Source organism: Pseudomonas sp. S150 (assembly GCF_004526365.1).
Taxonomy (GTDB): domain Bacteria; phylum Pseudomonadota; class Gammaproteobacteria; order Pseudomonadales; family Pseudomonadaceae; genus Aquipseudomonas; species Aquipseudomonas putida_A.
Genome location: NZ_CP038207.1, coordinates 3,026,141 through 3,039,112, shown reverse-complemented (window position 1 = coordinate 3,039,112; position 12,972 = coordinate 3,026,141). Strand labels below are relative to the sequence as shown.

At 60.9% G+C, this 12,972-nt stretch carries 12 protein-coding genes; 6 read left to right on the top strand and 6 right to left on the bottom strand.

Annotated features, from left to right (window positions below; translation table 11 throughout):
• Positions 1 to 118: 118 nt before the first annotated feature.
• Together E3Z29_RS13885 and E3Z29_RS13880 are read left to right on the top strand one after the other, a co-directional pair.
• A complete protein-coding gene (locus tag E3Z29_RS13885) occupies positions 119 to 559 on the top strand; it encodes a phage infection protein (protein ID WP_134786025.1) in 441 nt (146 codons plus the stop codon).
• A gap of 226 nt (positions 560 to 785) precedes the next feature.
• Positions 786 to 2,429 carry a sensor domain-containing diguanylate cyclase gene (locus E3Z29_RS13880; RefSeq protein ID WP_134786024.1) on the top strand — a complete coding sequence of 548 codons (1,644 nt, stop codon included), beginning with the start codon at positions 786 to 788 and terminating at the stop codon, positions 2,427 to 2,429.
• Between the two features lie 63 nt (positions 2,430 to 2,492).
• Here E3Z29_RS13880 and E3Z29_RS13875 read toward each other — a convergent pair whose 3' ends face one another.
• Positions 2,493 to 2,879, bottom strand: coding sequence for a cytochrome c family protein (locus E3Z29_RS13875; protein WP_027614707.1), 387 nt, complete (start codon positions 2,877 to 2,879; stop codon positions 2,493 to 2,495).
• 64 nt (positions 2,880 to 2,943) lie between these two features.
• Entirely contained in the window at positions 2,944 to 4,275 is a 1,332-nt protein-coding gene (locus tag E3Z29_RS13870) for a PLP-dependent aminotransferase family protein (protein WP_098968180.1), read from the bottom strand.
• A gap of 88 nt (positions 4,276 to 4,363) precedes the next feature.
• Between E3Z29_RS13870 and E3Z29_RS13865 the strand changes: the two genes are divergently transcribed.
• The gene (locus E3Z29_RS13865; RefSeq protein ID WP_096795618.1) at positions 4,364 to 5,257 is read left to right on the top strand and encodes a DMT family transporter; all 894 of its coding nucleotides are present in this window, start codon (positions 4,364 to 4,366) and stop codon (positions 5,255 to 5,257) included.
• A 111-nt stretch (positions 5,258 to 5,368) separates the two neighbouring features.
• Here the strand turns inward: E3Z29_RS13865 and E3Z29_RS13860 are convergent, their stop codons facing one another.
• The gene (locus tag E3Z29_RS13860; RefSeq protein WP_134786023.1) at positions 5,369 to 6,814 is read right to left on the bottom strand and encodes a SulP family inorganic anion transporter; all 1,446 of its coding nucleotides are present in this window, start codon (positions 6,812 to 6,814) and stop codon (positions 5,369 to 5,371) included.
• Positions 6,815 to 6,970: 156 nt separating this feature from the next.
• On the opposite strand from E3Z29_RS13860, the gene E3Z29_RS13855 reads away from it, so the two are divergent.
• Positions 6,971 to 7,261: a hypothetical protein gene (locus tag E3Z29_RS13855; protein WP_098968178.1), complete on the top strand. Its 291-nt coding sequence runs from the start codon at positions 6,971 to 6,973 to the stop codon at positions 7,259 to 7,261.
• 82 nt (positions 7,262 to 7,343) lie between these two features.
• The gene (locus E3Z29_RS13850; protein WP_027614702.1) at positions 7,344 to 7,889 is read left to right on the top strand and encodes a hypothetical protein; all 546 of its coding nucleotides are present in this window, start codon (positions 7,344 to 7,346) and stop codon (positions 7,887 to 7,889) included.
• 42 nt (positions 7,890 to 7,931) lie between these two features.
• Here E3Z29_RS13850 and E3Z29_RS13845 read toward each other — a convergent pair whose 3' ends face one another.
• The gene (locus E3Z29_RS13845; RefSeq protein ID WP_098968177.1) at positions 7,932 to 8,567 is read right to left on the bottom strand and encodes a hypothetical protein; all 636 of its coding nucleotides are present in this window, start codon (positions 8,565 to 8,567) and stop codon (positions 7,932 to 7,934) included.
• A 241-nt stretch (positions 8,568 to 8,808) separates the two neighbouring features.
• On the opposite strand from E3Z29_RS13845, the gene E3Z29_RS13840 reads away from it, so the two are divergent.
• Entirely contained in the window at positions 8,809 to 9,450 is a 642-nt protein-coding gene (locus E3Z29_RS13840) for a TetR/AcrR family transcriptional regulator (protein WP_134786022.1), read from the top strand.
• A gap of 1,132 nt (positions 9,451 to 10,582) precedes the next feature.
• Here E3Z29_RS13840 and E3Z29_RS13835 read toward each other — a convergent pair.
• A complete protein-coding gene (locus tag E3Z29_RS13835) occupies positions 10,583 to 11,116 on the bottom strand; it encodes a cysteine hydrolase family protein (RefSeq protein WP_134786021.1) in 534 nt (177 codons plus the stop codon).
• Positions 11,117 to 11,182: 66 nt separating this feature from the next.
• Positions 11,183 to 12,910: a gamma-glutamyltransferase gene (ggt, locus tag E3Z29_RS13830; RefSeq protein ID WP_134786020.1), complete on the bottom strand. Its 1,728-nt coding sequence runs from the start codon at positions 12,908 to 12,910 to the stop codon at positions 11,183 to 11,185.
• Positions 12,911 to 12,972 lie beyond the last annotated feature (62 nt).

Below are 12,972 nucleotides of genomic sequence, written 5' to 3'. Positions count from 1 at the left end.
ACTTGCGGCATACATCGCTGGCGTCGATAGTCACCATCACGCCAATGAAGTTCTCATAAAAAATCCGCGGCGTAACATCAGCTCCATACCAACCCAATACACCCCGGAGCACACGATCATGAAACGCCAAACCATCCTCGGCATCGCTTTCTCGGTTCTTGCAGTCAACGCTTTTGCAGCAACACCCGTTCACACCTTGGTCGCTGAAGGCGGCTCGGACAAGTTGATTGAAAGCCGTCTGGCTGAAGGTGGTTCTGATCGTTTGCTGGAGCGCCGTGTCGCTGAAGGTGGCTCGGATCGTCTGCTGGAGCGCCGCGTCGCTGAAGGTGGTTCGGATCGTCTGCAAGAACGCCGTGTCGCTGAAGGTGGCTCGGATCGTCTGCAGGAACGCCGTGTCGCTGAAGGTGGTTCGGATCGTCTGCAGGAACGCCGCGTCGCTGAAGGTGGTTCGGATCGTCTGCAGGAACGCCGCGTCGCTGAAGGTGGTTCGGATCGTCTGCAAGAACGCCGTGTCGCTGAAGGTGGTTCGGATCGTCTGATCGAAAGCCGCAATGCATAAAACAACGGCTCTAAAGCAGTCAAAGAAGCCCGGCCTGATCAGCCGGGCTTTTGCATTTCGTCGTTTGCTGGCGTGGTTCTTTTCAACAACCCGCGTCAGAAAGGATCTTGCCTTGTAGGGCATTGGCGAAACTTCCGACGGTGCTTATCCGAAGCGACCGACTGGCAGCCCGACGCTTAATGCGCATACCATGCGGCCACAACGTCCAAACAGAATTTGCCTGCCCATGCTCAAAGCCAGTCTGCGAAGTCACCTGACCCTCTGGTTCGCCGGTTTGTCCCTGCTGACCCTGGCAATCGTCGGCTTCTATGTCGGGCATATCGCCACCGAACAGATGAAACAGGTCAGCGGCAATTCACTGCTCAATACCGCGCGTTCTGCGGCAACGTTGCTCGGTGACCAATTACGCGAGCGCCAGCTGGAGGTCTACCTGCTCAGCCGTGCGCCGCATCTGGAACGCGGCGACCTCGACAACCCGGCGATTCTCAAATCGATGCAACTGCGCACCCAGGCCCGGGCCGAGTATGCGTGGATGGGCGTGACCGATGCCGAGGGCCATGTGCATCAAGCGGTCAATAATTTGCTGGTCGGGCAATCGGTGCAGCAACGACCATGGTTCCAGGCTGGCCTGCGGGGTGAGTACACCGGTGACCCGCACGAAGCGGTGTTGCTGGCCAAACTGCTGCCGGGAACGCCCAACGGCGAACCGCTGCGTTTCATCGACTTCGCCGCCCCGATCCGCAACGCCGACGGCCAGGTGATTGGCGTGCTGGGCGCGCATGCGCACTGGAGCTGGGTGACGCGTATCGTCGAATCGGCAGCGTTCTCGCATAAAAATGCGTCGCCGGATATCGAAGCGCTGATCATCGATCACGACGGCAAGGTGCTGTACCCGGAAGCCCTGATGGGCCAGCAACTGGCGGTGAATGATTCGAAGTCGCCGGGCTGGTCGGTCGGCAACGGTTACCTGACCAGCATGGTCACCGTACCGACGCCTTCGAGTACGGCGTTGTCCTGGTCGATTGCCGTGCGCCAGCCACTGGACACCGCTCTGGAGCCGGCGCGCCTGCTGCTCTATAAATTGTTGCTGCTGGGTGTGGCCGCCGCCGTGGCATTCGGGCTGGTGGCGTACTATCTGGCGCAGTATCTGAGCCGGCCGATCGAGCAACTCGCGCACTCGGCCAAACAGGTGCAGGACCAGCAGCCCGGCGCACACTTCCCGCTGCAGCACCCGGTGCGGGAAATCGCCCAGCTTGGGCAGTCGATCGACGCCATGACCCGGTCGCTGCTGGCCAAGGAGCGCGAACTGCAGGAAGCCAACGCCTCGCTGGAAGCCACCGTCGCCCAGCGCACCGCGGCACTGATGCAGGCCAATGCCGACCTGTTGAACCTGGCGACCCACGACGCCCTGACCGGCGTCTACAACCGTCGCCGCTTCGATGAAAAACTCAGCGAATACAGTCTGCTGTTCCGCCGCACCGGGCGACCGTTTGCCCTGCTGCTGATCGACGCCGATCACTTCAAGCGTATCAACGACACCTACGGCCACGCGATTGGCGACGACGTGTTGCAGCAATTGGCGCAGCTCATTCAGGTCAGCGTGCGCGCCACAGACTTCGTCGCCCGTTATGGCGGCGAGGAATTCGCCGTACTGCTGCCGGAAGTCGCCCAGCCTGATACTCCAGAGGTGGTCGCCGAAAAGATCCGTGTCGCCGTGGCCCAGGCGCACTTTCCCGAGATCGGACAGGTCACGGTGAGCATTGGCGTCGCGCTGGCCGACCCGGCGGACAACAGCCACACGATGCTGATCAAACGTGCCGACCAGCAGCTGTATCTGGCGAAAGCGGCGGGCCGTAATCAGGTGGCTTGATCAGCCCTCTTTGACTTCGCAAATGCCGTTGGCCTGGTTTGCCGGGCCGGCCGAGCAAAATCTTTAATTGGAGAACTGCTGCAGATACGCCAGCAAATTATCGATCTTCTCCTCGTCACTCAGCCCCCAGAAAATCATTCGTGTGCCCGGCACCACGCCCTTTGGATCTTTCAGATACGCCGTCAGTGTTTCGCGGTCCCAGGTCTTGCCCGAGTTTTTCATCGCCTCGGAATACACGTAATTGGCCGAGGTGCCGGCCGCTCGACCGATGATGCCGTTGAGTTGCGGGCCGAACCCCGGGCGCGCATCCGGGCCAACCTGGTGGCAGCCGCCGCACAGGCGCGGGAAGATCTTTTCGCCGGCCTGCGGATCGCCTGCGGCGCGGGTAGTCGAGCTGAACAGTACGGCGGTGGCGGTCAAGGCAAGCAAGAGTGCAACGGTGTTTTTCATCTAGGGTTCCGGAACGGCTTGAATCTGGCTGCGCAAGGGTAACATCTGTCCCTCGGGCCTTGTTTTACAGGTAAGCGGCGATGACCTTCCTGACGGTGGTCAAGGCCTGCCGCAACACATCCATTTCCACCGAACCCAGGGCCAGTCGAATCGCATGCGGCACATGCGCCGATACGGCGAACGGCTCGGCCGTGGTGACCGAAATCTGCTTCTGCATCAGCTCCACCACAATCTGATCGGCACGCACGTCTTCCGGCAAGGGCAGCCACAGGAAATACGAGTTCGGATGGGCGACGCATGGCAACCCTTTGAGCAACTCGGCAGCCAGTGCCTGGCGCGCCTGAGCATCGTGGCGTTTTTGCGCTTCCAGTTCGATCACGGTGCCGTCGTCGAGCCAGCCGCAGACGATCGCGGTCATCAGTCCCGGGGTGTTCCAGGTGGTTGCGCGAATCACCCGCTCCAGTGCCGGAACGTGGGCCGCAGGCGCAGCAATGAAACCGACGCGCAGGCCGGTGGCGATGTTCTTCGAAAGGCCCGAAACGTAGACCGTGCGCTCAGGCGCCAGGTCGATCAGAGGACGCGGCGGGTCTTCCACCAGAAAAGCGTAGGCCGCGTCTTCGATAAGGGTCAGATCATGCCGCCGCGCGATGGCAGCCAATTCTTCGCGCTGCTCGATAGGCATCACCCAACCAAGCGGGTTGTGCAGGGTCGGCATGCTGTACACCGCACGCACCGAGCGACTGCGGCAGAGTTTTTCCAGCGCGGCCAGATCCGGCCCCTGCTCGTTGACCGGGATCGCCACCACTTCCAGATGCAACGCCTCGGCCAGCACTTTGAACCCGGAATAGGTCAGCGCATCGGCGGCGATCACATCGCCGGGCTTGAGCAACGCCATCAGCGTCACCGCCAGCCCCTGCTGGGCGCCGTTGACCAGCAGCACTTGTTCGGCGTCGACGCTGACACCGCGACTGAGCAAATGGCGCGCGACCGAAGCCCGTTCGTGGGCCCGGCCGGCATGGGGCTGATAGCGCAACAACGCTTCCAGATCTCCCGACAACGCCAACTGGCGCAGTGCGGTGCGCAACAATTGCGTCTGACCGGGCAAGGACGGGTAGTTGAAATTCAGGTCGATCATGCCGACGGCCACGTCTTTCTGGTCGATGCCCTGCCCCGGCGACAACGAGGTTTCGCGCACGAAGGTGCCGCGCCCGGTTTCGCCGCTGACCAGCCCCATGGCTTCGAGTTCGGCGTACACCCGCGAGGCCGTGACCAGCGCCAGCCCTTCCTGCGTGGCCAGTTGCCGGTGCGTCGGCAGACGGGTGCCGGGCGCCAGACGTCCGGTGCGAATGTCGGCGGCGTAAGTGTCGACGAGGGTCTTGTAGCGAGAGCGGGACATGTCGGGATGTATCCATGACAATTTTTTGATTGTCCTGATTCTCAATCATAGGATTCTCTCAAAGCAACCCACAATGAGTGTGAATCGTATGGAACGGACTTCAAACGTGAGCAACCCGGCACTGGAAAAAACCAGCGGCTGGATCAACGGCTTTATTGGCGTGGTGTGCTTCAGCGGCTCGCTGCCGGCGACGCGCCTGGCCGTGCTGGAGTTTGACCCGGTGTTTCTCACCGTCGCGCGCGCCGCCATTGCCGGCGTCCTGGCCGTTGCCCTGTTGTGGTTGTTCCGTGAGCGGCGACCGTCCAGAGATCAGTGGTTTTCGTTGTTGATCGTGGCATTGGGCGTCGTGCTCGGTTTCCCGCTGCTGACGGCGTTGGCATTGCAGCACGTGACATCGGCACATTCGATCGTCTTTGTCGGCTTGCTGCCATTGGCCACTGCGCTGTTTGGCGTCTTGCGCGGTGGCGAGCGTCCGCGCCCGGTATTCTGGTTCTTCTCGATCCTCGGCAGTGCTCTGGTGGTGGGGTTCGCCTTGTCACAGGGATTGTCCGCCTCGCCCACCGGTGACCTGCTGATGCTCGCCTCGATTCTGGTCTGCGGTCTGGGTTATGCCGAAGGCGCAAAACTGTCGCGCACCCTGGGTGGCTGGCAGGTGATCTGTTGGGCGCTGGTCTTGTCGCTGCCCCCGATGGCAATTGCGAGCCTGTGGCTGGCCCCACCATCCTTCAGCGGCATCAGCGTGTCGGCATGGGTCTGTCTGGGCTACGTTTCGCTGTTCAGCATGCTGATCGCGTTCGTGTTCTGGTATCGCGGCCTGGCCCAGGGCGGGATTGCCGCGGTTGGTCAACTGCAGTTGCTGCAACCGTTTTTCGGCCTGGCGCTGGCAGCGACGTTGCTGCATGAGCAAGTCAGCATCGGCATGCTGGTGGTGACGGTGGGCGTGATTCTTTGTGTGGCCGGGGCGAAGAAGTTCTCCCGATAGTGATCTTTGGCATCGCCTCTGTGGGAGCGGGCTTGCTCGAAGGCGTAGTGGCAGTCGATACCGTTTCACCGACATACCGCCTTCGCGAGCAAGCCGCGCCCACAACTGCACTCAGTGGTGTTCGACGCCGGCGCGTTTCAACAGCTTCTTGCAGCGCTCGGAGAGATGAAACACCTGCAGCTCCTTGCCCGCCTTTTCGTAACGCTCGCGCAGGGTCTTCAACGCGGCAATCGCCGAGTAATCGACGAAGCTCAAATGCCGGCAATCGAGGGTCACTCGTACTGGGTCATTGGCCGGGTCGAACTGGTTGAGGAACGGCGTGGTCGAGGCGAAAAACAGCGTGCCGTGCAGGCGGTAGAGTTTGCTGCCGTCGGCTTCAAGATGCTCATCGGCGTACAACTCGCGGGCCTGCTGCCAGGCGAAATTCAGCGCGGCGATGATGATCCCGCAGAGCACGGCCGTGGCCAGGTCGGTGAACACGGTGATAGTGGTCACGGCGATGATCACCAGTACATCGTTGAGCGGCACTTTGTTCAACACCCGCAACGAAGCCCAGGCGAAGGTCTGCTGCGAGACCACGAACATCACCCCTACCAGTGCCGCCAGCGGAATACACTCGATCAGCGGCGACAGAAACAGGATGAACAGCAGAATCAGCACCCCCGCCACCACCCCGGACAAACGCCCGCGGCCGCCGGAGCTGAGGTTGATCACGGTCTGGCCGATCATCGCGCAACCGCCCATGCCACCGAACGCGCCCGAGACCACGTTCGCCGCGCCCAGCGCCACGCACTCGCGATCCGGGTAGCCGCGGGTTTCGGTGATTTCGTCGGTGAGGTTCAGGGTCAGCAGGGTTTCCAGCAGACCGACCAGCGCCATCAGAATCGCGTACGGGGCGATGATGCGCAGGGTTTCCAGCGTCCACGGGATGTCCGGCAGCGCGAAAGTCGGCAGACCGCCGGCGATGTGCGCCATGTCGCCAAGGGTGCGGGTCGGCAGACCGAACAGGTAGACCAGCAGGCCCACGCCGAGGATCGCCACCAATGCCGGCGGCACTGCGCGGGTCAGGCGCGGCAGGATGTAGACGATGGCCATGGTCAGCAGCACCAGCCCGGTCATCAGGTACAGCGGCGTGCCGCTGAGCCAATGTTCACCGCTCTTGAAATGCTCCAGTTGCGCCAGTGCAATGATGATTGCCAGGCCGTTGACGAAACCGAGCATCACCGGATGCGGCACCATGCGCACCAGTTTGCCCAGGCGCAACAAGCCGAACGCCATCATGATCAAACCGCCGAGCAACACCGTCGCCAGCAAGTACTGCACGCCGTGCTGCACCACCAGCGCGACGATCACCACCGCCATCGAACCCGCCGCCCCGGAGACCATTCCCGGCCGGCCACCGAACAACGCGGTCAGCGTACAAATGATGAAGGCGCCGTACAGGCCCATCAGCGGATTGAGATGCGCCACCAGCGCGAACGCAATGCATTCGGGCAACAGGGCAAACGAGGTGGTGAGTCCGGCCAGGACATCGGCGCGCAGACGTTTCGGTTTCATGGCTTACCTGACTGAGCGGCCAACGAGGGTGGCCGCGGATGTTCGCGAAAATGAGGGGTGCGGATGTTACGGAATAGTTCGGAATCGGGCCAGTGATCGCTGACACCCGTCGACGCGCGATTTATCCTGACGCGCTTCTGCCCATTGAGTACGACCATGACTGCATTGCTGACCGCCCGCGACGTTTGCCAGCGCTTGCGCGAGGCTGCGCTGGGCGTGCTGATGTTCAATAGATCCGAGACGCCCGCTGATACCGGACTGGTTACGGTCGATATCGAGGGCTGGCGCTTGTTGCTGGATTTTGAGGGTGGGCGCTTGCATCACTGTGAACAGTGCCGCTGCCCGGATGGCCGCGAATGGCAATTCAACAGCCGTTACGGCACCGACCCGGTGAATCTGCTCAGTACCTGGGAACTGGCGCAGATCGAGAATTTGTTGAAGCTCTGAGCGCTTCACGATGAAGTCGGTTGCCCAATGATGGCACTCTGCCCATAATTCGCCCCCCTTATTCCTCACGCAAGGAAACGCCGTGAAAAAGTCTCTGTTGTTGATCCCGATGCTGGCAGTGCTGCTGCAAGGTTGTGGCATGACCATGACTCGCTATGAGCCGAGCTTCGAAAACGTTCAGAAGCTCAAGCAGACTCCGCCGCTGCAGGCGATCAGCAATCCTCAGGTAACTGCCGAATCCGGTGAAGGTTCGCTGACTGTGCGGGCCAACCCGGTGCGCTCGCCATCCGGCAGCATCCCGGCGCATATCCAGGACGCGATCACCGAAGAACTGCGCAAGGCCGGTCTGCTTGATCCGCAGGCTCAGCGTCAGTTGAAAGTGCTGGTGGTGAAGAACAACCTGTCGGCCGGCATGGGCACAGGCGAAGGCCAACTCGCGGCACGCTTCACCCTGCTCAATGGCCAGAATGTGGTTTACGACGCGACCAAGCATGTCAGCAGCCAGTGGAGCAGCAGCTTCTTCGGTTTCATTGCGATTCCAAATGCGGTCAACGCCTACAACCCGATGCTGCGTGACTTGCTGAAAGAACTGTACAGCGATCCTCAGTTCATCCAGGCCCTGAAGTAAGGGCGAAAAAAGAGCCGCGATTGCGGCTCTTTTTTTTTGCCATCAGGCCCGTGGAGTACGGGGCTCGAGTGCCGAGTATTTCAGGTTGTTGTTGTCGATCATCTGCTTGAGCAGCGCGTTGACCTGACGGGCGAAGGTGTCGTTGACCGCAGCCTTCGGAGTGTTGCCCATCAGCGGAATGAACCAGATGCCGATCCAGGTACCGACCGCATCATGGTTGCTCGCGGTGGTCAGGGCCTGACCCGTTCCGTCCACCGCTTCGAGACTCATGGTGTACTGATCGGTGCCGTATGCCGGGATCACCCCCAGGCTGAAACCACTGATGAAGCCCAGCACCATCGAACCGGCATTCGGCGGATGGTTGTACATTTTCAGACGCAGGCTGTAGTCGCCCGGTTGCTTCTGGAACTCGTCCAAGGTGACACGGCCGAACAGGCCCGAATCGGTCAGAATCTTTTGCAGCTCAGGCTTGAGCTGATCACGCGCCTGCGGCACTTCTACGGCCGAAGCGCTTTTCGGCTCGCCCTGATAGAAGTCGAAGTCCACATAGACATTGGGTTTGTTGGCATAGCTGGCCATCGATGGCAGTTTGACCGGCGCCACTTCGTCTTTGGTGAAACTGGCACAACCACCGAGCGCAAGCACCAGGCCCAGCGCCAGGATTTTCCCGAATTGCATGTTGTCTTCCCTATGTGAACCGAGCCAAATGATATCAAAGAGCCTCCATTGCGAAGGCCGGGCGGATTCTAGAGAGAGCGCTCGCTTGAGGAAAGACTGAATCGGGAAATTTACACAAAAATATCCGCTCAGCCCTGTCGCAAGTGGAACAGTTAGCTGGCTTCTCCGCTATATAGTTTTGTATATTGCGAAACCGAAATTGCCCGTATCTGCCCATGCCTTCTATTCACACCGTGTTCCCATGAGCGCCATCCGCGTACGCAACGAGCAACTGATCCTCGCCGCCGCCAGCGAAGAGTTCGCCGCCAACGGCTTCGACGCGACCCAGACCCGCGACATCGCCGCCCGTGCCGGCGTGCCCAAGGCCAACCTGTATTACTACTTCCAGACCAAGGAAAACCTGTACTCGAAAGTCCTCCTGGGATTTGTCGAACCGCTGCTGGAAGCCTCGGCGGCGTTGCGCGAAAGCGATGACCCGCTGATCGGCCTGCGCGCCTACATCGCCGCACGCATCCGCATCGCCCGCGAACACCCGGCGATTGCCAGGGTATTCAGCGGCGAGCTGCTGCTCGGCGGGCGCCAGTTGCCAGACGAATGCCGCGACCTGTTGCACGCCGAAGCCCGACGCAACGTCGAGTGCCTGCGCAGCTGGATCGAGCGCGGCCTGCTGGCCCCGGTGGACCCGGAACGCCTGATGCTGTTCATCTGGTCGGCGACCCGCACCTACACCAATATTGGCTGGCAGATGGGCTGCATCACCGGGCGCGCAGTGCCGCAGGATGAGGATTATCAGACGGCGGCGCAGACGATTACGCGGATGGTGCTGGAGGGCGTCGTGGCCCCGCGGGTTGGGGCGATTCGTGGGGTTCTGTTTGCGACTTGAAGTGTGAGGGCTGCTACGCAGCCGGCGCGAGCAAGCTCGCTCGCCACAGGGAACTCATGCTGGACATGGGAATTGGTGAACACCTTCAATCATTGTGGGAGCGGGCTCGCTCGCGAAGGCGTCGGATCAGCCAACACATGCGTCACAGACCCACCGTTTTCGCGAGCAAGCCCGCTCCCACAGGGGATTTGTGCTGGGCAAGGAATCTGTGAACACCTTCAATCATTGTGGGAGTGGGCTTGCCCGCGAAGGCGTCGGGTCAGCCAACACATGCGTCACAGGCCCACCGATTTCGCGAGCAAGCCCGCTCCCACAGGGGATTTGTGCTGGGCAAGGAATCTGTGAACACCTTCAATCATTGTGGGAGTGGGCTTGCCCGCGAAGGCGTCGGGTCAGCCAATACATGCTTCACAGGCCCACCGATTTCGCGAGCAAGCTCGCTCCCACAGGGGATTTGTGCCGGACGTGGGAATCTGTAAACACCATCAATCATTGTGGGAGTGGGCTTGCTCGCGAAGGCGTCGGGTCAGCCAACACATGCATCACAGACCCACCGCTTTCGCGAGCAAGCCCGCTCCCACAGGGGATTTGTGCTGGGCAAGGAATCTGTGAACACCACCAATCATTGTGGGAGTGGGCTTGCTCGCGAAGGCGTCGGGTCAGCCAACACATGCTTCACAGGCCCACCGCTTTCGCGAGCAAGCTCGCTCCCACAGGGGATTTGTGCTGGACGTGGGAATTGGTGAACACCTTCAATCATTGTGGGAGTGGGCTTGCTCGCGAAGGCGTCGGGTCAGCCAACACATGCGTCACAGACCCACCGTTTTCGCGAGCAAGCCCGCTCCCACAGGGGATTTGTGCTGGGCAAGGAATCTGTGAACTCCTTCAATCATTGTGGGAGTGGGCTTGCTCGCGAAGGCGTGGGGTCAGCCAACACATGCATCACAGACACACCGTTTTCGCGAGCAAGCCCGCTCCCACAGGGGATTTGTGCTGGACATGGGAATCCGTGAACACCATCAATCATTGTGGGAGCGGGCTTGCTCGCGAAGGCGTCGGGTCAGCCAACACATGCATCACAGACCCACCGTTTTCGCGAGCAAGCCCGCTCCCACAGGGGTATGCGCTGGTTTTAGAAAGTGATCTCGGCTGCGGGTTTGACGTCGACCCGGGCCGTGGCGCCCGTCAGGTGCGCCAGGTCCTTGTTGTGTTCGGCGATGATGTCTTCGGCGCTCATGGTGCCGTTGTCGAGGGTGGAATGGGCGTCTGCCACAAGCACCACGTCGTAACCCAACTGATGAGCCTGGCGCACGGTGGCGTTGACGCAGTAGTCGGTCTGCAGGCCGCAAATGATCAGGCGTTCGAAGTCTTCGCTGGGCAGCAGTTTGCCCAGCTCGGTCTGATAGAACGAATCCGGGGTGGTTTTGCGTACGCGCAGGTCTTGCTCCGTCGTCAGCAGGCCGTCGGCGAGTTGCCAGCCTTCGGCCCCATGGGCCAGCGGGCTGTCCTTTTCCTCATGCTGAATCAGCACTACCGGCACACCCGCCTCACGCGCACGCGTGCTGAGCTGGTTAATGGTGTCGATCACACGGTGGATGTCGAAGCACTGATACTCGCCTGAGCAGAGAGCCTGTTGGACGTCGATGATCAGCAATGCAGTAGACATGATGAGTCTTCCTTGATCGATCCTTGAAACAGGGGCGGACCTGAGCCCACCCCGTTTTTACGCCTCTTAATAACCCAGCGACAACCCGGTATTGCGCCGTGGATCGTTAGCTCCGTAGAAACGGTTTTTGCCCACCGGTTTACCGCCCAGCGACGGCGCGCCGACCAAGATCGCGGCGATGTGGTTGGCATCCTGCGGCCCGGCGAACTTGTGGCCCCAGCTTTCGAGGATTTTCTTCGTGTCGGGACTGGCGGCGTAGTCTTCGAGGTTGGTCTGCTCGGGCATCCATTGCTGGTGGAAGCGTGGCGCGTCGACCGCTTCCTGCAGGCCCATGCCGTAGTCGATGACGTTGAGCATGGTCAGCAAGGTCGCGGTGATGATCCGACTGCCACCCGGCGTACCAACCACCATCACCACTTTGCCGTCCTTGGTGACGATGGTCGGGCTCATCGACGACAGCGGGGTTTTGCCCGGAGCGATGGCATTGGCCTCGCCCTGCACCAGACCGTACATGTTCGGCACACCGACCTTGGAGGTGAAGTCGTCCATCTCGTCGTTTAGGATCACCCCGGTCTTGCTCGCCATCACCCCGGCGCCGAACCAGTCGTTGAGGGTGTAGGTCACCGACACTGCGTTGCCCCACTTGTCGACGATCGAATAGTGCGTGGTGTTGTTGCCCTCATGCGGGGCGACGCCGGGTTTCAGCTCGGCGGAGATCCCGGCCTTCTGCGGCTGGATCGCGTTGCGCAGCTTGGTCGCGTAGTTCTTGTCCAGCAGATGCTCGATCGGGTTCTTCACAAAATCCGGGTCACCCAGATAGCTGTTGCGGTCCACGTAAGCGTGACGCATCGCTTCGATCTGGTAGTGCATGCCTTGGGCCGAATGGAAGCCCAGATCCTTCATCGGATAGCCTTCAAGAATGTTCATGATCTCGCAGATCACCACCCCGCCGGAGCTTGGCGGTGGCGCCGAGACCACATGGTAGCCACGGTAATCGCACTCCACCGGGGCCAGTTCGCGGGTCTTGTATTTGTCGAGGTCGGCCTGGGTGATGATGCCCTTGTTGGCCTGACTGGACGTAACGATGGCGTCGGCCACCCAGCCTTTATAGAAACCGTCAGCGCCTTTTTCGGAAATGGTGCGCAGGGTCTTCGCCAGATCCTTCTGCACCAGCTTCTGCCCGACCTGCATCGGCTCGCCGTTGTGCAGGAAGATCGAGCCGGAATCACGCATGTCCTTTTTGAACACATCGGTGGCGTAGTCCAACAGATCGACGTCGCCCTGCTCCAGCTCGAAGCCGTCTTCCGCCAGTTTGATCGCCGGGGCGATCATGTCCTTGCGCGGTTTGGTGCCGTACTTGCTCAGCGCCAGCTCCATGCCCGACACGGTGCCCGGCACCGCCACGGCGAGGTGACCACGAGTGCTCAGATCCGGGACGACGTTGCCGTCCTTGTCCAGGTACATGTTGGCCGTCGCCGCCAGCGGGGCTTTTTCGCGGAAGTCGAGGAACGTCTTGCGCCCGTCCGCCAGTTGAATGGTCATGAAACCGCCACCGCCGAGGTTGCCTGCGGCGGGATACACCACCGCCAGCGCATAGCCCACAGCGACCGCCGCATCCACCGCGTTACCGCCGTTTTTCAACACATCGACACCGACATGCGAGGCCAGGTGTTGAGCGGTGACCACCATGCCGTTTTCGGCGGCAACCGGTGCTACGGAAGCGGCGTGGGCCATGAGGCAGCTCAGTGCCAGTGACGTCGCAATCAGCGTTTTGGCCAAAGGTTCGTACTTCATGAGTCGATCTCTTTTTTGTTTTCGGGTTCTGTGCAGAACAGAGGGGAACGCTGCAAAAGCAC